General features: G+C 65.2%; 20 protein-coding genes and 1 pseudogene. 11 read left to right on the forward strand and 10 right to left on the reverse strand.

All coding sequences use genetic code 11. The features are described from left to right. Positions 1-125: 125 nt before the first annotated feature. Entirely contained in the window at positions 126-1922 is a 1797-nt protein-coding gene (locus IVA98_RS21485) for a tetratricopeptide repeat protein (RefSeq protein ID WP_247300870.1), read from the forward strand. A gap of 86 nt (positions 1923-2008) precedes the next feature. Next, positions 2009-2893, forward strand: a complete 885-nt coding sequence (locus tag IVA98_RS21490) for a 4-(cytidine 5'-diphospho)-2-C-methyl-D-erythritol kinase (protein WP_247300869.1) — start codon at positions 2009-2011, stop codon at positions 2891-2893. A gap of 108 nt (positions 2894-3001) precedes the next feature. Here IVA98_RS21490 and IVA98_RS21495 read toward each other — a convergent pair. The 5 genes and pseudogenes from IVA98_RS21495 to IVA98_RS21515 form a co-directional block, all read right to left on the reverse strand. Next, positions 3002-3880: pseudogene (locus IVA98_RS21495) on the reverse strand (alpha/beta fold hydrolase). Continuing rightward, a complete protein-coding gene (locus IVA98_RS21500; RefSeq protein ID WP_247300867.1) occupies positions 3873-4505 on the reverse strand; it encodes a LysE family translocator in 633 nt (210 codons plus the stop codon). The pseudogene IVA98_RS21495 and the gene IVA98_RS21500 overlap by 8 nt, the downstream one beginning before the upstream one ends. 44 nt (positions 4506-4549) lie before the next feature. After that, positions 4550-5812 (reverse strand): beta-ketoacyl-ACP synthase II, encoded by a 1263-nt coding sequence (gene fabF / locus IVA98_RS21505; RefSeq protein ID WP_247300866.1) that lies wholly within the window; start codon positions 5810-5812, stop codon positions 4550-4552. 1 nt (position 5813) lies between these two features. Beyond that, positions 5814-6329: a winged helix-turn-helix transcriptional regulator gene (locus IVA98_RS21510; RefSeq protein WP_247300865.1), complete on the reverse strand. Its 516-nt coding sequence runs from the start codon at positions 6327-6329 to the stop codon at positions 5814-5816. 374 nt (positions 6330-6703) lie between these two features. Continuing rightward, positions 6704-7711 carry a polyprenyl synthetase family protein gene (locus IVA98_RS21515; protein ID WP_247300864.1) on the reverse strand — a complete coding sequence of 336 codons (1008 nt, stop codon included), beginning with the start codon at positions 7709-7711 and terminating at the stop codon, positions 6704-6706. 132 nt (positions 7712-7843) lie between these two features. Here IVA98_RS21515 and IVA98_RS21520 point away from each other — a divergent pair, with 132 nt between their 5' ends. The 6 genes from IVA98_RS21520 to glyS all read left to right on the forward strand — a co-directional run bounded on the left by IVA98_RS21520 (position 7844) and on the right by glyS (position 13493). After that, positions 7844-8071: a putative signal transducing protein gene (locus tag IVA98_RS21520; protein WP_166817884.1), complete on the forward strand. Its 228-nt coding sequence runs from the start codon at positions 7844-7846 to the stop codon at positions 8069-8071. Further along, on the forward strand, positions 8064-8831 hold the full coding sequence (locus IVA98_RS21525; protein ID WP_247300863.1) for a tRNA1(Val) (adenine(37)-N6)-methyltransferase: 768 nt from the start codon (positions 8064-8066) through the stop codon (positions 8829-8831). The genes IVA98_RS21520 and IVA98_RS21525 overlap by 8 nt, the downstream gene beginning before the upstream one ends. Positions 8832-9045: 214 nt before the next feature. Beyond that, positions 9046-9954 (forward strand): S49 family peptidase, encoded by a 909-nt coding sequence (locus IVA98_RS21530; protein WP_247300862.1) that lies wholly within the window; start codon positions 9046-9048, stop codon positions 9952-9954. A 105-nt stretch (positions 9955-10059) separates the two neighbouring features. Continuing rightward, on the forward strand, positions 10060-10251 hold the full coding sequence (locus IVA98_RS21535) for a hypothetical protein (RefSeq protein ID WP_247300861.1): 192 nt from the start codon (positions 10060-10062) through the stop codon (positions 10249-10251). A 192-nt stretch (positions 10252-10443) separates the two neighbouring features. Continuing rightward, positions 10444-11382, forward strand: coding sequence for a glycine--tRNA ligase subunit alpha (locus IVA98_RS21540; RefSeq protein ID WP_247300860.1), 939 nt, complete (start codon positions 10444-10446; stop codon positions 11380-11382). Then, positions 11382-13493, forward strand: a complete 2112-nt coding sequence (gene glyS, locus IVA98_RS21545; protein WP_247300859.1) for a glycine--tRNA ligase subunit beta — start codon at positions 11382-11384, stop codon at positions 13491-13493. Before IVA98_RS21540 ends, glyS begins: the two co-directional genes overlap by 1 nt. Before the next feature lie 209 nt (positions 13494-13702). Here glyS and IVA98_RS21550 read toward each other — a convergent pair whose 3' ends face one another. Next, entirely contained in the window at positions 13703-14056 is a 354-nt protein-coding gene (locus IVA98_RS21550; RefSeq protein ID WP_247279670.1) for a DUF1236 domain-containing protein, read from the reverse strand. Between the two features lie 223 nt (positions 14057-14279). On the opposite strand from IVA98_RS21550, the gene IVA98_RS21555 reads away from it, so the two are divergent. Continuing rightward, the gene (locus IVA98_RS21555; RefSeq protein WP_008562090.1) at positions 14280-14435 is read left to right on the forward strand and encodes a DUF3096 domain-containing protein; all 156 of its coding nucleotides are present in this window, start codon (positions 14280-14282) and stop codon (positions 14433-14435) included. Positions 14436-14531: 96 nt separating this feature from the next. After that, positions 14532-17447 (forward strand): pyruvate, phosphate dikinase, encoded by a 2916-nt coding sequence (gene ppdK, locus IVA98_RS21560; RefSeq protein WP_247300858.1) that lies wholly within the window; start codon positions 14532-14534, stop codon positions 17445-17447. A 75-nt stretch (positions 17448-17522) separates the two neighbouring features. Here the strand turns inward: ppdK and IVA98_RS21565 are convergent, their stop codons facing one another. Then, a complete protein-coding gene (locus tag IVA98_RS21565; RefSeq protein WP_247333018.1) occupies positions 17523-17825 on the reverse strand; it encodes a hypothetical protein in 303 nt (100 codons plus the stop codon). A gap of 214 nt (positions 17826-18039) precedes the next feature. On the opposite strand from IVA98_RS21565, the gene IVA98_RS21570 reads away from it, so the two are divergent. Continuing rightward, a complete protein-coding gene (locus tag IVA98_RS21570) occupies positions 18040-19488 on the forward strand; it encodes a cell wall hydrolase (RefSeq protein ID WP_247303388.1) in 1449 nt (482 codons plus the stop codon). Positions 19489-19529: 41 nt separating this feature from the next. Here the strand turns inward: IVA98_RS21570 and nadC are convergent, their stop codons facing one another. From nadC to nadA, 3 genes are all read right to left on the reverse strand, one after another. After that, a complete protein-coding gene (gene nadC / locus IVA98_RS21575; protein WP_247333019.1) occupies positions 19530-20408 on the reverse strand; it encodes a carboxylating nicotinate-nucleotide diphosphorylase in 879 nt (292 codons plus the stop codon). A 10-nt stretch (positions 20409-20418) separates the two neighbouring features. After that, positions 20419-22026 (reverse strand): L-aspartate oxidase, encoded by a 1608-nt coding sequence (locus tag IVA98_RS21580; protein WP_247303384.1) that lies wholly within the window; start codon positions 22024-22026, stop codon positions 20419-20421. 171 nt (positions 22027-22197) lie between these two features. Continuing rightward, positions 22198-23331 (reverse strand): quinolinate synthase NadA, encoded by a 1134-nt coding sequence (gene nadA, locus IVA98_RS21585; protein ID WP_247303382.1) that lies wholly within the window; start codon positions 23329-23331, stop codon positions 22198-22200. Positions 23332-23659 lie beyond the last annotated feature (328 nt).

Consider the following 23659-nt stretch of genomic DNA (forward strand, 5'->3'; position numbering starts at 1 on the left):
GCGGCGAGGCGCCAAAAGCGGCATTGTCGGCCTGACGGTTCCGGGTCCCGATGCCACCGGCCGCGTTCGCATGCGACATGGCCTCTGCTGCAAACCCAGGCACTACCAACTCAAGGCGAGCCCTGATGTTTTCAAATCGTTTCAACCGCTGGACTGCTGCCGCCATCGCCTTCATGGGCACCGCGATCGTGGCGGTCCCCGGCGCGGTCCTAGCGCAGACGCCGGATCACCCGGAGAACACGGCGGCGCAGTTTCCGACCCGGAACGATCTGAAGTCGCTCACCGGCGCCGGCAGCTATCTCGCCGCCCGCCACGCCAGCGTCGAGCGCGACGCGACCTCGGCCGCGGCGTTCTACCGCTCGGCCCTGCGCACCGATCCGAAGAACAACGAACTGCTCGACCGTGCCTTCATCTCCTCGGTCGCCGACGGCGACATCGACGAGGCGGTCAAACTCGCCGAGCGCATCCTCACCATCGACAAGACCAACCGCGTCGCGCGGCTCGTCGTCGGCGTTCACGATCTCAAGCTGAAGAAGTACGCGGCGGCGCAAACCAACATCAACCAGTCGATCCGCGGCCCGATCACCGATCTCGTCGCCACGCTGTTGTCGGGCTGGGCCGCCTATGGTGCGGGCGATGCCAAGGGCGGTGTCGCCGCCATCGACAAGCTGGCCGGTCCGGAATGGTATCCGCTGTTCAAGGATCTGCACGCCGGCATGATCCTCGAGCTCTCCGGCAAGGAGAAGGACGCCGGCACCCGCTTCGAGCGCGCTTACAAGCTCGACGATTCCATGCTGCGCATCACCGAGGCCTATGCGCGCTGGCTGTCGCGCAACAAGGATTCCGCCGCGGCGACCACCGTCTACCAGGCTTTCGACAAGAAGCTCGCCCGTCATCCGCTGATCTTGGAAGGCCTGCGCGAGACCAAGGCCGGCAAGAAGATGCCGCCGCTCGTCGATTCCGCGCAAGCCGGCGCCGCCGAAGCGCTCTACGGCATCGGCGCCACGCTGACCCGCCGCGGCGGCGAGGATCTGGCGTTGGTCTATCTCCAGCTCTCGCTCTACCTCCAGCCCAGCCATCCGCTGGCGCTGCTCTCGCTTGCCGACCTCTATGAATCGGTGAAGCGGCCGCAGATGGCGATCAAGGTCTATGAGCGCGTGCCCTCGTCCTCGCCGCTCAAGCGCAACGCGCAGATCCAGCTCGCCATCGACCTCGATTCCGCCGACCGCACCGATGAGGCGATCAAGATCCTCAAGGGCGTCACGTCGGAGGATTCCAAGGACCTCGAAGCCATCATGGCGCTCGGCAATATCGAGCGCGGCCGCAAGCGGTTCGGCGACTGCGGCGCGACCTATTCGCAAGGCATCGAGGTGCTGCCGCCCGGCAACGACAAGGCCAACAGCGTCTGGTATTACTATCGCGGCATCTGCGAGGAGCGCTCCAAGCAGTGGGCCAAGGCCGAAGCCGACATGAAGAAGGCGCTCGAGCTTCAGCCCGACCAGCCGCACGTCCTCAACTATCTCGGCTATTCCTGGATCGACCAGGGCGTGAATCTCGACGAAGGCATGAAGATGATCAAGCGCGCCGTCGAGCAGCGTCCCGACGACGGCTATATCGTGGACTCCCTCGGCTGGGCCTATTACCGCATCGGCAATTACGAGGAGGCGGTGAAGAACCTCGAACGCGCGATCGATCTCAAGCCCGAGGATCCCACCATCAACGATCACCTCGGCGACGCCTACTGGCGCGTCGGCCGCACGCTGGAAGCAAAATTCCAGTGGTCGCATGCGCGCGATCTCAAGCCCGAGCCGGAAGAACTGCCGAAGATCGAGGCCAAGATCGCCAACGGTCTGCCGGACGACAATTCGAACTCTTCGGCGGCGCAGGCCGAGAAGAAGAAGGATGACGGCAAGGGCGGCTGAGCTGAGCGCGTGATCCGGAAATCGTGTAGCGCTTTTTCGGCAAGATCATGTGAAGGAAAGACGTAGGTTCTGGGGGCGTGTCGCCGATGTCGGCGTTGATTGAAGAGGGGCGGGCGAAGGTCAATCTGAGCCTTCGCGTCGTCGGCCGTCGTGCCGACGGCTATCATGATCTCGAAAGCGTGGTTGCGTTTGCCGACTGCGCCGACCGGCTGACGCTGGAGCCCGGCGGCGAGTTGAAGCTCACCACCACCGGACCGCTGGCCACAGCCTGCGGCGATAACGCCGACAATCTCGTGCTCAAGGCGGCCAAGCTTCTGGCCGAGGCCGTACCGGGCCTGAAGCTGGGCGCCTTCGTGCTCGACAAGGTGCTCCCCGTCGCGGCCGGCATCGGCGGTGGCTCGGCGGATGCCGCGGCGGCGCTTCGGCTCTTGGCCCGTCTTAACGACTTATCGCTCGATGATCCCCGTCTCCAGAAGGTCGCGCTCGCAACTGGCGCCGACGTGCCGGTGTGCCTGCTCTCGCGCGCCTGCGACATGACCGGAGTCGGCGAGCAACTGCTGCCGCTCGCGCTGCCGAGCATGCCCTGCGTCATGGTCAATCCGCGGGTGCCGGTCGCGACCAAGGACGTGTTCCAGGCGCTGGGTCTGCGCAACGGCGAGCTCCTGGTCGGCGTCACCGACGTCATCCGCGCTCCGGCCTGGCCGGAGGAGGGCGCCTCGATCGCTGACTGGGTCAACGTTCTCGAGACCGTCGCCAACGACCTCGAAGCGCCCGCGATGCGCATCGAGCCGGTGATCGGCAAGGTACTGCAAGCCTTGCGTGCCTCTGCCGGCGTCAAGCTCGCCCGCATGTCCGGCTCCGGGGCGACGTGCTTTGCGATCTATGGCACGCCGGCCGATGCCTATGCCGCCGCCGAAAAGATCCGGCGCGATCATCCCGGCTGGTGGGTGCATGCGGGAACGTTGAGCTAGCTAGTATTTTCCTGGAGACGCTGCGCAGCCCGGATGAGCGAGGCGATCCGGGCCTCTTTCTTGCCGCGCCCTGCATGTCGCTGCGCTCATGAAGGCTACGATAGCAAGCTAATCCGCACTTTGCTCGTCGAGCCCGAGAAACCGCCGGATCTCAGTCAGCACCTCTTGCGGCTTGTCATGCTGCAGCCAGTGTCCCGCCCCGGCGACGGTCTCGATGCGCGCGTTCTGGAAATACCTCTCCAGGCCCGCTGCCTTTGCGCCGGCCAGAAAACTTTCGCCGGCATTGAGCAGCAGCGTCGGGCAGGCGATGCGCGCCCACAGTTCGATGTGGTCGTCTGGCCAGAGCCGGTGCGGCGCACTGGCGCGCTGGTAGTGATCGAACTTCCAGCTATAGGTGCCGTCCTCGTTCTGCCGCGCGCCATGCGTGGCGAGATGCAGCGCGAGGTCGCGGGACAGCCGCTTGTTGTGAAGCATCATCTGCGCGGCTGCGGCCTGGAGCGTCGAATAGCGGCGCGGCGTGCGGTCGTGCAGCTTGTCGAGCTGCGCCACCCATTTGCCGATGCGCTCATGCACCGGCGGCTTCGGCGTGTCCGGCAACATGGTCACGCCGTCGAGGACGACGAGCTTGGAGACCAGCTCGGGGAATGAGCCCGAAAAGATCAGACTGACCATGCCGCCCATCGAATGGCCGATGAGCGTCACCTGCGGCGCAGCAATGATGCGGACGAGCTGGGCAAGATCGTAGACATATTCCGTCAGCGCGTAGCTGCCGCCTCGGGTCCAATCGGAATCGCCGTGTCCGCGCAGGTCGGGTGCGAGCACGTGGAAATGCGGCTGCAGCGATCCGGCGATGACGTCCCAGCTCCGGCAATGATCGCGGCCGCCATGGACGAGGATGGCGATGGGTGCGCCCTCGTTGCCCCAGTCTGCTCAATGCAGCCGCAGGCCGTGCGATTCATAGAACCGGCTTTGCGGGGCGCTAGCCATTTGCCGGCCGCCGTGCCAGCGCGAGCGACAGGCCGAGGCCGGCGATGAAGACGCCCGAGCCCTGCGTGAGGCGCCGCATCAGATGCGGCCTTCCGATCAGCTGCTTGCGCGTCGCTGCTGCCATCAGCACCACCACCACATCGGCGAGCGTATTCAGCGTCACCGAGATTGCGCCGAGGAGGACGAATTGCAGCGTGGGGTCCGATCCTGCGGGATCGAGGAACTGTGGAATGAAGGCGAGGAAGAAGGCGGCGGTCTTCGGGTTCAGCGCCTCCACCAGCACACCGTCGCGAAAGGCGCGATTGTCGCCGATGGGCTCGCTCGCGAGCGACAGCGCCCGGCCGGTGCTGCGAAAAGTTTTGATACCGAGCCAGACCAGATAGAGCGCGCCGATAAATTTCACTGCGGCGAACAGTTCGGCGCTGGCCAGGATGATCGCGGAGATGCCGAGGCTACCCGCCACCACATGAACCAGTCCGCCCAGCGCCGTGCCCGCAGTCGATGCGAAACCGCTGACGCGTCCCTCCGATAATGTCCGTGCCGCGACATAGAAGATGCCGGGGCCGGGAACGGCGGCAATGAGACAAGCTGCCGCCAGGAACAGCCAGAAATTCGTCGTGATCATTGTGTTTTGGTAGCGAAGCCTGACGCGATTGCAAGGCCCCTCGTTTAGCCGATCCGGCGGAAGATCACGCTGGCATTGACCCCGCCAAAGCCGAAGCCGTTCGAGATGGCGCTCTGCATCGGCATCGGCCGCGCTGCGCCGGCGACGATGTCGATGCCATCAGCGCCAGGATCCGGGTTTTCGAGATTGAGCGTCGGCGGCGCGATCTGGTCGCGTAAAGCGAGCACGGTGAAGATCGCCTCCAATCCGCCGGCGGCGCCGAGCAGATGGCCGGTGGCCGATTTGGTCGCGCTTACGGCAATGCCGCGGTCACGGCCGAACAGCGCGGCGATAGCGCCAAGCTCGCTCTCGTCGCCGGCGGGCGTTGATGTCGCATGGGCATTGAGGTGCTGTACATCCGCGGGCGCAAGGTTCGCCTGCCGAAGCGCGATCTCCATCGCGCGGCGGGCGCCATCACCATCGGGCGGACCCGAGGTCATGTGATAGGCATCCGCGGTCGTGCCGTAGCCGACGATCTCCGCGATCGGCGCCGCGCCGCGCGCCAGAGCATGCTCCAGTTCCTCGATCACCAGGATGCCGGCGCCTTCGCCCATCACAAAACCGTCGCGGTCGCGATCGAACGGGCGCGAGGCGCGTGCAGGCTCATCGTTGAAGCCGCTCGACAGCGCACGTGCCGCAGCAAAGCCACCGAGGCTGACGATATCGATACAGGCCTCCGCACCGCCGCAGATTGCGACGTCGATCTCGTCGGCGCGGATCATGCGCGCGGCATCGCCGATCGCCTGGACCCCGGCCGCGCAGGCGGTGACGGGCGTGCCCAGCGGTCCCTTGTAGCCGTATCTGATCGAGACGTGGCCAGCGGCGAGATTGGCGAGGAACGAGGGGATCGTGAAGGGCGAGAGCCGGCGCGCGCCGCGCTGCTCCGTGATGCGCACCGCCTCTGCTATCGCCGGAAAGCCGCCGACGCCGGAAGCGATGATCGTCGCGGTCCGTGCCAGCGCCGCGGCGTCCTGCGGCATCCATTTGGCCTGCGACACTGCTTCTGCGGTGGCGAGCAGCGCGAACAGGATGAAGCGGTCCATCTTGCGCTGGTCTTTTGGCGCAGCCGCCTGTGCGGGATCGAAGCCGGCTTCGGCATCATCGGCCTTGTCGGGCACGAGCCCGGCGATGTGCGCCGGCAGTACCTGCGCCCATTCGGGCAGAGGGCGCAGCCCGCTTTGACCGGCCAACAGCCGGCGCCAAGACCGCTCGACACCGCAGCCAAGCGGCGACACCGCGCCCATTCCCGTCACGACGATACGACGCATGTCAGTCTCCAGACGGCGCGACGGCCGGGTTCATGGCCTTGAGTGAAGCGAGTCGTTTGCGCATCCCGCGGCTGGCGCGTGGACCGGCGATGACGACTGCATTGGTGAGCGTGATCGGACGCAGGTCGGCGGCATCGACGACGACAGGATCGAACGGGCGGATCTCGTCTCGGCTCGCCAGCAGGATGGCTTCGCCCTTCGGAGCGAGATGCTTGTTGCCCCAGGCGAGCAGCGCCACGATCACGGGAAAGAAATCCCGCGCCTTGTCCGTCAGCGCATATTCGTAGCGCGGCGGCCGCTCATGATAGCGGCGGCGAACAAACATGCCGTTCTCGGTGAGATGGGCGAGCCGCCGCGACAGGATGTTCGGCGCGATCCCGAGGCTTTGCGAAAACTCGTCGAATTTCGTCGCGCCCTGAAACGCATCGCGCAGGATCAAAATGCTCCACCATTCGCCGACCGTCTCCACGGCGCGGCCGACAGGGCATTCCAGGATGGAGGGAGATTTGGGCTGCATGGCAGCAAGGTAGGTGAGTGACTTGCAAAAGGCAAGTGACTGGGGCAGGCAGCAGCAGGCGCGAGCAGCGTAAGTGATATGATGGCTAAAGCGGTTCGGTGGGAGACAGCGCGTCTGGTCGGAATGTGCGGCGGGCACTTGCCGGACCGCTCTCGCGCCCGGACGCAGCGCAGCGCCGGGGCCCATCTTGCTGAGAGCTGCGCGTGCCGCGTGGGTCCCGGCCCTGCGCGGCCACGCGACGAGCGTTGCAGTCCGGGACACGGAAGGGAGTGCGATGCTGCCTCTAACGCTCCGGCATTGGGAGCGGAGCGAAGCAGCAATCCAGATCGTCACCGCGGCAGTTGACGAGTGGAGAGCGCGTCGGGCGGTCACGCCTAATGTGATCGCGCCAGACAGAACGCCACGACCTGTTCCAGCGCGCTCTTCATCGGCGAGGACGGGAACAGTGCCAGCGCGTCCACAGCCATGGCGCCGTAGTGCTGGGCGCGGCTCAGCGTGTCCTCCAGCGCGCGGTGCTTGTTCATCAGGCCGATGGCGTGATCGAGATCGGAATCGCCGACGTCGCCGCGCTCCAGTGCCCGAATCCAGAAGGCGCGCTCGGTGTCGTTGCCGCGGCGGAAGGCGAGCACGACCGGCAGCGTGATCTTGCCTTCGCGGAAATCGTCGCCGGTGTTCTTGCCGAGTTTGGCGCTCTTGCCGCCATAGTCGAGCACGTCGTCGACGAGCTGGAAGGCGATGCCGAGATTCATGCCGACCGAGCGGCAGGCAGTCTGTTCCGCCTTCGGGCGGTTGGCGATCACGGGGCCGACCTCGCAGGCGGCGGCGAACAGCTCGGCCGTCTTGCCGCGGATCACGGCGAGATATTCGTCCTCGGTGGTCGCGGTGTTCTTGGCCGCGGCGAGCTGCATCACCTCGCCCTCGGCGATGGTCGCGGCGGCCGCAGAGAGGATGTCCAGCGCGCGCAGCGAGCCGACCTCGACCATCATGCGGAAGGCTTGGCCGAGCAGGAAGTCGCCGACCAGCACGCTCGCCTCGTTGCCCCAGAGCATGCGCGCAGACAGCTTGCCTCGGCGCATCTCGCTTTCGTCGACGACGTCGTCGTGGAGCAGGGTCGCGGTATGCATGAACTCGACGGAGGCGGCGAGCTTGATGTGGCCGTCGCCGGTGTAGCCGGCGAGGTTGGCCATGGCGAGCGTCAGCATTGGCCGCAGGCGTTTTCCCCCGGAGGAGATCAAATGATTGGCGACCTCAGGGATCATGGTCACATCAGAACCGGTCCGCGACAGGATCGTGGCGTTGACGCGCTCCATGTCACCGGCGACAAGGGCAACCAGCTCTTCGATCGACGCGCCCGGAGTTTCGAAAGGTACGATGACGGCCACGCCGGTCTCCAATATTTGCCCCGGAAGGGCTATTCTGATGGAAAGACAATAGAAACTGGTGGCGGATGCGGCAAGTGCCGCGGAACCATTGACATTTGCCGCTTCCCTCTTTTTCAGGCAGGAGACCTGCGTTTGCGTGAACTGGTTCGGACCAACGACATGGTGCTGGTGTCAGCGATCGGCGCGCTGCTCGACGGTGCCAATATCCATCATCTGGTGCTTGACCAGAACATGAGCATCATCGAGGGCTCGCTCGGCATTCTGCCGCGGCGGATCCTGGTCCATGAGGATGACGCCGTCGAGGCCCGCCAGCTTCTCACCGAGGCCGGCCTCAGCCACGAATTGCGCGGCGATGATTGAGGCCGCAGCCGATATCACCGAAGACGCCTTTCTCGGCGGGCAGCTGCGCCTGAAGCAGAAGCGATCCGGCCATCGCGCCGGACACGACGCCATCCTGCTTGCGGCGGCGACCACGGCCAAGGCGGGCGATCGCGCGATCGATCTCGGCGCCGGCATCGGTGTGGCGGGCCTCGCGCTTGCCAGGCGCGTGGCTGGATTGCGGCTCGGCCTGGTCGAGATCGATCCGGTGCTGGCAGAGCTTGCGCGGTCCAACGCGGCGGCGAATGGAATTGCCGCCGAGACGATCGTGCTCGACGTCACTGCCGATGCGCAGGCGTTTGCGGCAAATGGTCTCGTGCCCGACAGCGTCGACGTGGTGCTGATGAACCCGCCTTTCAACGATCCGGTTCGGCATCGCGGGTCGCCGGACCAGGCACGTCACACCGCCCATGTCGCGCGCGACGAGACGCTGAATGCATGGGTGCATGCGGCGCGGCGCATCCTCCGATCGAACGGCGTGCTGACGTTGATCTGGCGTGCAGATGGGATCGCCGACGTCCTGGCAGCGCTGTCACGCGGCTTCGGCAGTCTGTCGATCCTGCCAGTTCACGGTGAGGCGGGGCGGCCGGCGATCCGGGTGCTGGTGCGCGCGGTCAAAGGCGGCCGGGCGCCGGCGCGAGTGCTGCCGGGCCTCATGCTCAATGACGAGTCGGGCGTGCCTAAAAAAGAGGTGAAGGAGATTCTGGAGGGAAGGGCGGTCTTGCCGCTGGCGGAGCCGTGATCGCTTATTGCGGAAGCGATTCCGACTGCTGTTCCTGCGGCGTCGTCAGGCGGATCGCCATGAACAGCGCACCGATCAGCAGCATCAGCAAATAGATTTTCATGGCGTTCTCCGCTGCCTCATTGCAGCCTCCCAACGGGAAATCTGCAAAACACGTTCCAGGCACTTCCAATGACAGTCGCGTGATAAAAAATGGTTAAACAGAGGTAACGGCATGGCCGAAGATTTGAACGATCGTGAGAGTTCCGGCCTGGCCGACAAGCTCATGCAATATCTGCCGGCGCGTTTCCGGCCCGGCACGGCAATTGTGCCCGTGGTGCGGCTGTCCGGCGTGATCGGCGCAGTGACGCCGCTGCGCCCTGGCATGACGCTCGCGGGCATAGCGCGCGTGCTGGAGCGGGCGTTTTCACATCGCAACGCCAAGGCGGTGGCGCTGGTGATCAATTCGCCCGGCGGCTCGCCGGTGCAGTCGCGCCAGATCTACCTGCGCATCAAGCAGCTCGCGGCGGAGAAGAAGCTGCCCGTGCTGGTCTTCGTCGAGGACGTCGCCGCCTCAGGCGGCTACATGATCGCCTGTGCCGGCGATGAGATCATCTGCGATCCCTCTTCGATCCTCGGTTCGATCGGCGTGGTCGGTGGCAGTTTTGGTTTCCAGGAGGCGATCAAGCGGCTCGGCGTCGAGCGGCGCCTCTACACCGCCGGCGCCCATAAGGCGATGCTCGATCCGTTCCTCCCGGAAAATCCTGATGACGTAGCGAAGCTGAAGGCGATCCAGCGCGAGATCCACCAGATCTTCATTGCCCTGGTAAAGGACAGCCGCGGCGGGCGCCTGAGAGGCACCGACGACACCCTGTTCACGGGCGAATATTGGGCGGGCGAGAGCGCAGTCGCGCTGGGGCTCGCCGACAGCATCGGCGATCTCCGCTCAACTCTTCGTGCCCGCTACGGCGAGAAGGTTCTCACCCCTGTGATCGCGCAGCCGACCGGTCTGTTGTCCGGTCTTCTGGGCCGGAAATCGCCCGGGGCGGGTCAGCTTTCGGCGCTGGAATCAATGGCCGGTCTGCCGGATGAGCTGATCTCGGCGGTCGAGACGCGGGCGATTTGGGCGAAATTCGGGTTCTAGGGCTCGCACTCCCGCGCCATTTGGCCCCTCGACCCTCCGATTGCGGCGCAGGTCCATCTGCGCAACAATGCGCGTGGGGGCTGAGCACTAGACAAGGATCGACCGATGCCGCCGTTCGTCGCTTTCGCGGGCGTGCTGGGCGGGCTTGCCGTGGTCCGCTGGGCCTACAAGACCGCTGTCCGGATCAACCAGGAGCTGGAGGAGATGCGCTTGTCGCGCGTCACCGAAGCCGCCCATATGGGGGACATCCCGACGCTGAAACGTGACCCCGTGACCGGAGCTTACCGCCCGGGATAGGTGGTTCTGGCTTTCACACGCACCGTCATTCCGGGGCGCCCTAGGGCGAACCCGGAATCTCGAGATTCCGGGTTCGATGCTGCGCATCGCCCCGGAATGACTGCCATTTCTCCCCCTTCGCCTTGATTCCCATCCCCGCCGCCGATACGGTCCCGCGCGATTCAAAACCCCCCGCGAGAGCCTGATCTGACGATGGACGCCTCCTTGCCCGCCCATATGCGCCCGGAACGCTCGTTCCAGGGCTTCATCCTCGCGCTCCAGCGGTTCTGGGCCGAGCAGGGCTGCGTGATCCTGCAGCCCTATGACATGGAGATGGGCGCGGGCACCTTTCATCCGGCGACCACCCTGCGCGCGCTCGGGCCAAAGCCGTGGAACGCGGCCTATGTGCAGCCCTCGCGCCGACCCAAGGACGGTCGCTACGGCGAAAACCCGAACCGGATGCAGCACTACTACCAGTTCCAGGTGATCATGAAACCGTCGCCGCCGAACCTTCAGGAGCTGTACCTGAAGTCGCTCGCCGCGATCGGCATCGATTCCGCCGTGCACGATATCCGCTTCGTCGAGGACGATTGGGAGAGCCCGACGCTGGGCGCCTGGGGCCTCGGGTGGGAATGCTGGTGCGACGGTATGGAAGTCAGCCAGTTCACCTATTTCCAGCAGGTCGCGGGCTTCGAATGCGCGCCGGTGGCGGGCGAGCTCACCTACGGGCTCGAGCGCCTGGCGATGTATGTGCAGGGCGTCGATCGCGTCTACGACCTCAACTTCAACGGCCGCGATGGCGCCGCCAGGGTCACCTATGGCGACGTCTTCCTGCAAGCCGAGCAGGAATATTCGCGGCACAACTTTGAACATGCCGACACCGCGATGCTGTTCGAGCAGTTCAGGATGGCCGAAGCGGCCTGCAGGAAATATCTCGAGGCCGGCTGGCGCGAAGGCGGCAACAGCAAGCAGCATCTGATGGCGCTGCCGGCCTATGACCAGTGCATCAAGGCGAGCCACGTCTTCAACCTGCTCGATGCACGCGGCGTGATCTCCGTGACCGAGCGGCAGAGCTACATTCTGCGCGTGCGCGAGCTGGCCAAGGCCTGTGGCGAAGCCTGGATCCATACTGAAGCGGGCGGAGCTGCCTGATGCCCGATCTTTTGCTCGAACTGTTCTCGGAAGAAATCCCCGCGCGCATGCAGGCCAAGGCGGCCGACGATCTGCGCCGCATGGTCACCGACAAGCTGGTCGCCGAAGGCCTCGTCTACGAGGGCGCAAAGGCGTTCGCGACGCCGCGCCGCCTCGCGCTGACCGTGCACGGCATCCCTGCGCGCCAGCCGGACCTCAAGACCGAACGCCGCGGACCGAAAATTGGCGCGCCCGATGCGGCCGTGCAGGGTTTTCTGAAGGCTACCGGTTTGAGTTCGCTCGACGAAGCCAAGATCCAACGGGATCCGAAGGGCGACTTCTATATTGCGCTGATCGAGAAGCCCGGCCGCGCCGCGATCGACGTGCTCGCGGAAATCCTGCCGGTGATCATCCGCACCTTCCCCTGGCCGAAAGCGATGCGCTGGGGCGCGCGCTCCGGCAAACCCGGATCGCTGAACTGGGTGCGTCCGCTGCACGCAATCACCGCGACTTTCGGGCTCGAGACGGAACAGCCCGACGTCGTGAAGTTCTCGGTCGACGGCATCGAGGCCGGCCAAACCACTTACGGCCATCGCTTCCTCGCACCCGCGGCGATTTCCGTGCGTCGTTTCGAGGATTACGAGGCCAAACTTCTCGCCGCAAAGGTCGTGCTCGACCCTGAGCGCCGCAAGGATGCGATCCTCACCGACGCCAAGCAGCTCGCCTTCGCGCAAGGGTTCGAGCTCGTCGAGGACCAGAACCTGCTCGACGAGGTCGCCGGCCTCGTCGAATGGCCGGTCGTACTGATGGGCTCGTTCGAGCCGGAATTCTTGACAACGCCCGCGGAAGTCATCCGCGCCACCATCCGCAACAACCAGAAGTGCTTCGTCGTCAGCGATCCCAAGAATACGGATAACGCCGGAAAGCTCGCCAATAAGTTCATCCTCGTCGCCAATATCGAGGCGACGGACGGCGGCAAGACCATCATCGCCGGCAACGAGCGCGTCATCCGCGCGCGGCTCAGTGATGCGAAGTTCTTCTATGAAACGGATCTGAAGACCAAGCTTGAGGAGCGGCTGCCGAAATTCGAGCAGATCGTGTTCCACGAGAAGCTCGGCACGCAGGCCGCGCGCATCAAGCGCATCGAGCGCCTGGCGGCCGAGATCGCGCCGCTGGTTGGCGCCGGCGTCGGCAAGGCAACGCGCGCCGCGCATCTGGCCAAGGCGGATCTGCTGACCGAAGTCGTCGGCGAATTCCCCGAGGTGCAGGGATTGATGGGCAAGTATTATGCGTTGGCGCAGGGCGAGGACGCCTCGGTCGCCGCCGCCTGCGAGGAGCACTACAAGCCGCAAGGCCCTGCCGATCGCGTGCCGACTGATCCGGTCAGCGTTGCTGTGGCGCTCGCCGATAAGATGGATACGCTCGTTGGCTTTTGGGCTATCGACGAAAAGCCGACGGGGAGCAAGGATCCGTATGCGCTGCGGAGAGCTGCCCTCGGGGTGATCCGGTTGATTGCCGAGAACGCGCTGCGTTTGTCGGTCATGAAGGTGGCGGCGTCCGCACTCGCCGGTTTGTCGGTCAAGCCGGCCGATGCGCAAAAGCTTCCGATAGACCTGCTCGCCTTTTTCGCCGACCGCCTCAAGGTCCAGCTCCGCGAGCAGGGCGCGCGCCACGATCTCGTCGATGCCGTGTTCGCGCTCGGCGGCCAGGACGATCTTCTGATGATCGTGCGCCGCGTCGAGGCGCTGGGCAAGTTTCTCGACAGTGACGACGGCAAGAACCTGCTGGCCGGCACCAAGCGCGCCAGCAACATCCTCTCGATCGAGGAGAAGAAGGACAAGCGCACGTTCGACGGGGCGCCGGATGCTGCGCTCTACAGCCTCGATGAAGAGAAGGCGCTGGCGAAAGCGATCGGCGAGGTCAAGGCGGAGGCGAGCGCTGCCGTCGCCAAGGAAGACTTTGCCGCGGCCATGAGCGCTCTGGCGAAATTGCGTCCGCCCGTGGATTCGTTTTTCGAAAAGGTTCGCGTCAATGACGACGATGGGAAGGTGCGCGAGAATCGGTTGAAGCTGCTGAACGAGATTCGCAGCGCCACGCGGGCGGTGGCGGATTTCTCGAAGATCCAGGATTGACGGGCAGTAGCGCCTTTACCACCGCTGTCATTCCGGGGCGCGCCACTTGGCGCGAGCCCGGAATGACGGCTGTTGATGTGGCACGCAAAAAGTGCCCCGCCCGGCGGGGGGAGGACCGGGCGGGGCCTGATGTCCGATTTAACACTGCTCGCGCCAGCCTGATGTGGCGCGCCGGACATCTAGTCGATCTCAAGTAGTCGATCTCAGTCTCAGTCCAGTACCTCGACGATGCGGCGCGAGCGCGGTTCGACCAGCACGGTCTCGCCGTTCACGACGGTGTAGCGATAGGTGGTGGCGCCGAAACGCTGCGGCACGTCATAATACGTGACGCCGCTCTCGGGTAAGGTGGCACCGACCACCACGCGATCCGGAATGCGGAAGGGCGGCACACGTTGTTCGACGACATAGTCGCGGAAGGCCGGCCGCTGGTCGACGGCAATGCTGGGGGCGCTGTCGACCACGGTAGGCGCGCGTCCCACCGTGACATCGCTTTGCGCCTGTGCCGCAAGGGGCGAGCCGATCGCAACGCCCAGCGCTGCAAGGGCAAGAATCCTGTTCCGCATGGGCAACTCCTTCGATGTGATGTTTGGCAAGCGCCAGTGGCGCAACCGGTGGCCAATGCATGCGACTTCGCAATGTTCCGGGAAAAGGCCTGCCGTATCCGCGGCAATTTCGGGCAGTTTTCGAGAAGCCGGGAACTCGCATCGGCTTTCCGCGTCTCTACTCGCGGAACCGGGGCCGCTATGATCCGCCCGCGATTCGTCCACCTCCACAGAAAGATAATTCATGCACATCACCGTCGCCCACATTTCGCCGATCCTGTCGTTGATTGCGGGCGTGCTCATCCTGATCATGCCGCGACTCCTCAATCTGATCGTCGCGATCTTTCTCATCGTGAATGGCGCGATCGGGCTTGGGCTCCTGAAGTGGCTCCGCTTCTAGGCGTTCACTTTTCGGAACTGTCCGACTTGCGCGGGCCCGCCCAAAGTGGTGTAAGGCCCGCGATTTCCCATTCCTCTCGCAGGTTGTGTGCAAGCTATGGCCAAAGCCGCCTCGAAGCCCAAAAAAATGCCAGCGAAATCAAAGTCCTCCACCGCCGCAAAGGCTGCGCCGCGGGCCCGCAAGGCGCTGGCCAAAAGCGCGCCGAAGCCGGTCGCAAAGCCCGCTGCCAAGCCGGCGGCAAAAGCTGTGACCAGGGCGGCTCTGCCGAAGGTCGCTGCAAAGCCCGCACCCAAGAAGACTCCGTCCGCCAAGGCGGCGCCAGCAGCGGCCAAGGCCGGCAAATGGGTGTTCACATTTGGTGACGGCAAGGCCGAAGGCCGCTCGGAAATGCGTGACCTGCTCGGCGGCAAGGGCGCCAACCTCGCCGAGATGGCCAATCTCGGCCTGCCGGTACCTCCGGGCTTCACCATCCCGACCTCGGTCTGCACCTACTTCTACGCACACGACAAGACCTATCCGAAGGAACTGCAGTCGCAGGTTGAGAAGGCGCTGGAGCATGTCGGCAAGTTGACCGGCAAAGTGTTCGGCGACACCAAGAACCCGCTGCTCGTCTCCGTGCGTTCCGGCGCGCGCGCCTCGATGCCGGGCATGATGGACACCGTGCTCAATCTCGGCCTCAACGATCAGACCGTGGAAGCGCTGGCCGAGCTGTCGGGTGACCGCCGCTTTGCCTATGACAGCTATCGCCGCTTCATCACCATGTATTCGGACGTGGTGCTCGGCTTCGAGCATCATCATTTCGAGGAAATCCTCGACACCTTCAAGGACAGCCAGGGCTACACGCTCGACACCGATCTGTCCGCAGACGACTGGGTCGAGCTGGTCGGCAAGTACAAGGACGCGGTCGCGCGCGAGACCGGCAAGGAATTCCCGCAGGATCCGCACGACCAGCTCTGGGGCGCGATCGGCGCGGTGTTTTCCTCCTGGATGAACGCGCGCGCGGTGACCTACCGCAAGCTGCACGACATTCCAGAATCCTGGGGCACCGCGGTCAACGTGCAGGCCATGGTGTTCGGCAATATGGGCGATACCTCCGCGACCGGCGTTGCCTTCACGCGCAATCCCTCGACCGGCGAGAGCAAGCTCTACGGCGAATTCCTGATCAACGCGCAAGGCGAGGACGTGGTGGCGGGTATCCGCACGCCGCAGGACATCACCGAGGAGGCGCGGAAGGAATCGGGCTCCGACAAGGCGTCGATGGAATCGGCGATGCCGGAGGCCTTCAAGGAGCTGACGCGGATCTACACGCTGCTCGAGAAGCACTACCGCGACATGCAGGACATGGAGTTCACGGTCGAGCAGGGCAAGCTCTGGATGCTCCAGACCCGCAGCGGCAAGCGCACTGCGAAAGCGGCGCTGCGCATCGCGGTCGAGCTCGCCAATGAAGGCCTGATTTCGAAAAGGGAAGCGGTGACCCGGATCGATCCAGCCTCGCTCGATCAGCTGTTGCATCCGACCATCGATCCCGATGCCAAGCGCGACGTGATCGCGACCGGCCTGCCGGCCTCGCCGGGAGCGGCCTCCGGCGAGATCGTGTTCTCCTCGGACGAGGCGGCCAAGCTCCAGGCCGACGGACGCAAGGTGATCCTGGTTCGGATCGAGACCAGCCCGGAAGACATCCACGGCATGCACGCCGCCGAAGGCATCTTGACCACGCGCGGCGGCATGACCTCGCACGCAGCGGTGGTCGCGCGCGGCATGGGCAAGCCCTGCGTCTCCGGCTGCGGCACCATCCGCGTCGACTACGGCCGCGGTACCATGAGCATCGGCTCGCGCACCTTCAAGACCGGCGACGTCATCACCATCGACGGTTCGCTCGGCCAGGTGCTCGCCGGCCGCATGCCGATGATCGAGCCGGAGCTGTCCGGCGAGTTCGGCACGTTGATGAACTGGGCCGACCAGGTCCGCAAGATCGGCGTGCGCGTCAATGCCGATACGCCCGAGGATGCCCGCACCGCGATCAAGTTCGGCGCCGAAGGCATCGGCCTGTGCCGAACCGAGCACATGTTCTTCGAGGAGACGCGCATCCGCACGGTGCGCGAAATGATCCTCTCCGAAGACGAGCAGGCGCGCCGTGCCGCGCTCGCCAAGCTGCTGCCGATGCAGCGCGCCGACTTCGTCGAGCTGTTCGAGATCATGAAGGGTCTTCCCGTCACGATCCGCCTGCTTGATCCGCCGCTGCACGAGTTCCTGCCGCACACCCATGCCGAGGTCGAGGAGGTGGCGCGCGCCATGAACACCGATCCGCGGCGCCTGGCCGACCGCGCCCGCGAGCTCTCGGAGTTCAATCCGATGCTCGGCTTCCGCGGCTGCCGCATCGCGATTGCCTATCCTGAAATAGCCGAGATGCAGGCGCGCGCGATCTTCGAGGCCGCGGTCGAGGCGCAGAGGCGCACCGGCAAGGCCGTCGGTCTCGAGGTGATGGTCCCGCTGATCGCGACCAAGGCCGAGCTCGACCTCGTCAAGGCGCGGATCGATGCGACTGCGCAGGCGGTGATGCGCGAGACGAATACGAAGCTCGCCTATCAGGTCGGCACCATGATCGAGCTGCCGCGCGCCTGTCTGCTCGCAGCCGAGATCGCGGAGAGCGCCGAGTTCTTCTCGTTCGGCACCAACGATCTCACGCAGACGACGTACGGCATCAGCCGCGACGACGCGGCGAGCTTCCTCGGTCCCTACGTGGCAAAGGGCATCCTCTCGGTCGATCCCTTCATCGCGCTTGATCAAGAGGGCGTCGGTGAGCTCGTCAAGATCGGCGTCGCGCGCGGCCGCAAGACGCGGGCCTCGCTCAAGGTCGGCATCTGCGGCGAGCACGGCGGCGATCCCGCCTCGGTCGCCTTCTGCCACACGATCGGCCTCGACTACGTCTCCTGCTCGCCCTACCGCGTGCCGATCGCCCGCCTGGCTGCGGCGCAAGCCGCGCTCGGCAAGGCAATCGCGAGCCAGGCGTAAGCAGAATTGAAATGATGAGTGCGAGAGAGGCGGGACAAACCCCGCCTCTTTTTGCGTGATGCTGTATCCCTGCTGTCATTGCGAGCGCAGCGAAGCAATCCAGAATCGTTCCGCGGAGGCAGACTGGATTTGCTTCGCTGCGCTCGCAATGACGAGGTTATGGGACGGGCTCGCCACTTTCTCGCTGTGATCGCCCGGCTTGACCAGGCGATCCAGTACGCCGAGCGGTCGTGATGAATGGCGACGACGCGGCGTACTGGATGCCCCGCTTTCGCGGAGCGTGACACCCGTGATGGGGGAACGCTTTGCGCAAACGCGAAACAGCATAATGATCGCGCGTCCCGTATTGATACATGTGCGCAAGAGTTCCTTCACCATTCGCGTTGACCGGTTGTTTACCGCTCGATGTGACGACGCATTTACCACCGTGCGCGATCGCCCCCTGAAAACACCCGTGTTTGCTTGAGTGTGCCGGGCGCGCAACGTCGATTAACGCCCCGGCAACCTAAATTGGATACTTACAATCAAGATCGAATTGCACGGATGTACTGACGTTCGATCGAACTGGCGTAAGCGTAGCGTGAGCGTATCGATGTCAGTGTTGCGTAACCATCCGAAGGGCGCGCGGTTCGCGTCCTTCGGCATCGGTCTCTGCATCTTCGCATTGATGCCGAGAGAGACCGGCTATCAGGACATTGCCTCGCTGCTGGCGCGCCAACCCGGCGTCGCCGAGCGTTGGCAGAAGCAGGTGTATTCCGCGGCGTCCTCGATCCAGCTCGCCACCTACAGTTTTTCCCGACCGATCGGCACTTCGGTTCCGCAGAGCGCGATGGTTCGCCTCGCCAGCATCGATGGCCGCGACGTCACGGGTGCGATCAGCCGCAATCCGGCGGCGCAGACGCCGCCGCGCTACCAGGCCGCCGATTTTCCAAAGGTCGATCGCTCGATGAAGGGTGATCGCCTCGCGATCATGACCCCGACGACACCTCCCGAGGCGGCTGCGCCGCCGGCAGCGCCCGCGCAGGAAAATCCCGCGACCTCGAACAGCTCGGTGTTCGGTGCCAAGACCGCCGCCTTACCGCCGCCGATGTCGCCGGAGTCCGCGGCCGCGCTCGATCCCGAGCTCCAGGAAGCGCTCCGTGCGCCGCCGCTGCCGCAATATACCAATGCGCCGCAGGCCAGCGATGCCGCGCGCGCGTTGGCGGTGCAGCCGCTGGAAGCGCTGAAGCGGGCCACGACGCCGGCCGCCCCGGCGCGCGATCCCTTCAGCGTCAAGACGTCGAACCTGTTCTTCGGCAGCTCCTCGCTCGGCGGTAGTCTCGAGAGCATCGAGAGCTGGCAGCCCGGGGCCGAGCCGCTGATCGTGATGCCTGATCCCGATATGAAGGTGACGGCCTCGCTGTCGCCGCCGGCAGCCGAGATCGCCAAGGACATCGAGAGCGGCGAGAGCGTCGCGCCGAAGGGCGAGGTCAACGCCGACAACCAGCGCGCCAGATCGCCCGCGGAGCGGCTCGCGCTCGACGACAAGTCGCGCGCCAAGTCCGAGAAGTGTCTCGCCGAAGCGGTCTATTTCGAATCGCGCGGCGAGGCCGTGCGCGGCCAGATGGCGGTCGCGCAGGTCGTGATGAACCGCGTGTTCTCGGGAAAATATCCCGACACCGTGTGCGGCGTGGTCTATCAGAACAAATACCGCCACCTGGCCTGCCAGTTCACCTTCGCCTGCGACAACAACGCCGACGTGATCCGCGAGCCCGAGATGTGGGAGCGCGCCAAGAAGATTTCGAAGGCGATGCTCGATGGCCAGATCTGGCTGCCCGAGGTCGGCAAGTCCACGCACTACCATGCCTATTGGGTGCGCCCGTCCTGGGTCGCCGAGATGAAGAAGATGTACAAGACCGGCGTGCACACCTTCTACCGTCCGCGCGCCTGGGGCGATGGCAGCGAGGAGCCAAGCTGGGGCACGCCGGCGCAGACCGCAGCGCTTTCCGCCGCGCTCGCGCAGGAAGCCAAGAGTTCCGCGGAGATGGGCGAGCGGCGGTAGTTTTCTTCCCTCGCCCCGCTTGCAGGGAGAAGCAAGGACCATCACGCCTCGATATCCAGCGCACAGTCGAAATTCGGCGCCGAATGCGTCAGCGCGCCGGCCGAGGCGTAGTCGACGCCGGTGGCGGCGATCGCCGCGATCGAGTCCAGTGTGACGCCGCCGGACGCTTCCAGCTTGAGGCGGCCCTCGTTGATCCGCGCCGCCTCGCGCAACGTCGCGATATCCATGTTGTCGAGCAGCACCGCGTCGGCCATTCCGGTGGCCAGCACCTCGCGCAGTTGCGCAAGCGTGTCCACCTCGATCTCGATCTTGACGAGATGGCCGGCATGAGCGCGGGCGCGCTCCAGCACGGGGCGGATGCCGCCGGCGACCGCGATGTGATTGTCCTTGATCAGGATCGCATCGTCGAGGCCGAAGCGGTGATTGAAACCGCCGCCGCAGCGCACGGCATACTTTTCCAGCGCCCGCAATCCCGGCGTGGTCTTTCGCGTGCAGCAGATGCGCATCCGCGTGCCTTCGGTGCGCGCGACGTAGGCGGCCGTCAGCGTCGCGATACCCGACAGGCGGCCGACGAAGTTCAGTGCGGTCCGCTCCGACGTGAGAATGGCGCGCGCGGGCCCTGAGATCGTCAACACCTGCTGCCCGCGGGCAACCCGTGCGGCGTCGCGGACATGCGCACGCACGTCGATGTCGGGCGAGAGCTTTTGCAGCGTCGCCAGCGCCAGCGGCAATCCGGCGATCACGCCGGACTGGCGCGCGACCAGAATCGCCTGCGCCGTCGTTGCTTCCGGAATCGTTGCCAGCGAGGTGACGTCGCCGGCGCGACCGAGATCTTCGTCGAGTGCACGCTGCACGGCCTCGTCAATTGCGAGGGGCGAGAGAAAGGCGTCGGGATAGAGCAGCGAGGTTGCGGTGATCATGAGAGCTCCGTCAGGCCATGATGGGTTGCGCGGTGGGTGGCATTGGGCGATCGGCGAGGCCGTCGGCCACTTCGCGCACAGCGTCGAGCGTGGTCATCGTTCGTTGCGCCAGGGCAGGGACATCCGCCGGATGGTCGGCGCGGAAATGCGCGCCGCGGCTCTCGCGCCGGCTCCAGGCAGCAGCGGCTACCAGCAGCGCGGAGGTCGCCATGTTGCGCAGCGTGATGTTGCCGGCCTCGCGTTCAAGCGCGGCGAAGCTGCGGACGGCCTCCGCCAATCCGTCGGCGTCGCGGATGACGCCGACGCGTGTGTTCATCATCGCTCGCAGCCGCTTCACGGCCGTAGCCTCCGGCGCGCCGCCGCGCGGCGTCACCAATGCGTCCGGAAGCCGGGCAGGCGCGGGGAGGGCGCAGCCGGCGATGTCCTCAGCGATGCGCGCGGCGTAGACCACGGCCTCCAGCAACGAATTGGAAGCGAGCCGGTTGGCGCCATGGGCGCCAGTGGAGGCCACTTCGCCGCCGGCCCAGAGCCCGTCGATCGAGCTGCGGCCGCGCGCGTCCACCGCGATGCCGCCCATGTGATAGTGCGCGGCCGGCGCGATCGGGATGGCCTCTGCCGCGGGATCGATTCCGGCGGCGAGGCAGCTTGCATGCACGGTCGGAAATTTGTCGGCGAAGCGCGCACCCAGCGCCTGGCGCGCATCGAGGAAGGCACCGCGTCCGGCCGCGATTTCGGCAAAGACGCCGCGGGCGACGATGTCGCGCGGTGCGAGCTCGGCGAGCGGATGGCGCGCCGCCATAAAACGCTCGCCATTGCCGTTGATGAGCGTCGCGCCTTCGCCGCGCAGCGCCTCGGTCGCAAGCGGTGCCGGATCGCGCCCGACCCTGATGGCGGTCGGATGGAATTGCACGAATTCCGGATCGGCGATTACCGCACCGGCGCGTGCGGCGATCGCAAGGCCCGAGCCGCTGGCCTCGAGCGGATTGGTGGTGACGGCATAGAGATGCCCAAGGCCGCCGGTGGCCAGCACGATCGCGCGCGAGGCGAGGGTGATCGGCCGTGCAGAGGGACGGCCGGCCTCGCGCAGTTGAATGCCCGTGACGGCACCGTGCTCGGTCAACAATGCTTCGGCGACCAGACCTTCGATGACACGGATCGACGGCGTGTGGCGCACCGCTTCGCTCAAGGCCGCGATGATCGCGGCACCGGCTCCGTCGCCGCGCACATGTACGATGCGCCGGGCCGAGTGCGCGGCTTCGCGTCCGACAGCGAGCTTTCCTTCTAGGTCGCGATCGAATGGGACGCCAAAGGCGAGAAGATCATGGATTCGCGGCGCCGCTTCCCGCGCCATCCCCAGTGCAACGGCTTCATCGACGAGACCGCCCCCGACGGCAATCGTATCCTCGGTATGCGCTTCCGGAGTATCGCCTTCGGCCACCGCCGCCGCGATGCCGCCTTGTGCCCATGCGGAGGACGCGCCCTGTCCGAGCGGTGCAGCCGAGATCAGCGTCACGGGCCGCGGCGCGAGCTTCAGCGCGCAGAATAATCCGGCAAGGCCGCCGCCGACGATGACCACGTCGTCGGTGGTGCGGGTGAGATTTTCGATTTTGTCTTGCATGGTTTCTCCATTGTCGTCCTGGCGAGAGCCAGAACGATTGCCCCGACTGTTTGTTGTTGCAGCAGGCCGGGACCACCAGCGTGCCAATACTCGCGTCCTTTCGGTCCCGGATCTGCGCGCGCTTGAAGGCGCGCTTGTCTGAGACGACGGGTGTGTTGCTGCTTCTCGCTCTCAATTCTTCAAATTGATCATCCGCTCGACCGAGCGCCGTGCGCGCTCCGCGAGCGCGGGATCGATCGTCACTTCCTCGCGGAGCGTCAGCAGACTCTCCAGGATATTGGCAAGCGTGATGCGCTTCATGTGCGGGCAGAGATTGCAGGGGCGCAGCATCTCCACGTCGGGCAGCTCGGCCCGCACATTGTCGGCCATCGAGCATTCCGTGATCATCACCAGCCGCCGCGGCCGCTTGTTGCGCACCCAGCTGATCATGTGCGCGGTCGAGCCGGTGAAGTCGGCCTCCGCCAACACGTCCGGCGGGCATTCGGGATGCGCGATGATCTGCACCGAGGGATCGTCATCGCGAAGGCTGCGCAGCTCTTCACCCGTGAAGCGCTCGTGCACTTCGCAGGCGCCCTTCCAGGCAATAATCTTCACGTCGGTCTTCGAGGCCACGTAGGTGGCGAGATAGCGGTCGGGCAGGAAGATCACGCTAGGCGCATTCAAGCTCTCGACCACCTGCACCGCGTTCGACGAGGTGCAGCAGATGTCGACCTCAGCCTTCACCTCGGCCGAGGTGTTGACGTAGGCAACGACCGGCACGCCAGGGAATTTCTCGCGCAGCAGGCGAACGTCTGCGCCGGTGATGCTGGCGGCCAGTGAGCAGCCTGCGCGGGAGTCCGGAATCAGCACCGTCTTATCCGGGTTGAGCAGCTTTGACGTCTCCGCCATGAAGTGCACGCCGCACTGGACGATGATGCCGGCCTTCACCTTGGTGGCTTCGACCGCGAGCTGGAGCGAGTCGCCGCCGATGTCGGCGACGCAGTGAAAGATTTCCGGGGCCTGGTAGTTGTGCGCGAGGATCACCGCGCCCCGCGCGGCCTTCAGCTCGTTGATCGCCTTGATCGTCGGCGCCATCAGCGGCCATTCGATCGGCGGGATCACCTGCTTCACGCGCTCATACAGGGATGCCGTGGCGCGCTCGACCTCCGGCGTCCAGTCCAGCGAGGGCATCGGCAACGCAAGCCCCGGCCGGCTCGGCGCGGCGGGAGGGGAGCTGACGACGTGGTCATTGACTTGATGGCCATTGATTTCGCCGGACGGCCGGTTGGCAAAATCATCGGGGCCGTAAATTCCAGTGATCGGCATCGAAGCCTCCCTCGCATCGTTTATACTCAGTTTGAGTATATAAAGGTCCTGAATAGTCCGGCCGAGAAGGCCGGAGCGGGATGTCAGGCAGGTTTAATATGCTCAATCTGAGTAAATCAAGGATAGCATGCTTTTGCAGGGACGGCTAGGCGCTGCCGCACACATTCCCGTCAAGTGCCCGTCAGGCGAGGCCGCGTGAAATGCAATGCTCCGGTGGCAGCTCCCCGTGGAATGCAATCGTTTTTGACTTGGGATTTTCATGCAGGTGCATTAAACCGGGCTCATTCGCGGCTGCCGATTTGCAGAACCGCCAACGACAGACGAGGAC

Source organism: Bradyrhizobium sp. 160, from assembly GCF_023073735.1.
Taxonomy (GTDB): domain Bacteria; phylum Pseudomonadota; class Alphaproteobacteria; order Rhizobiales; family Xanthobacteraceae; genus Bradyrhizobium.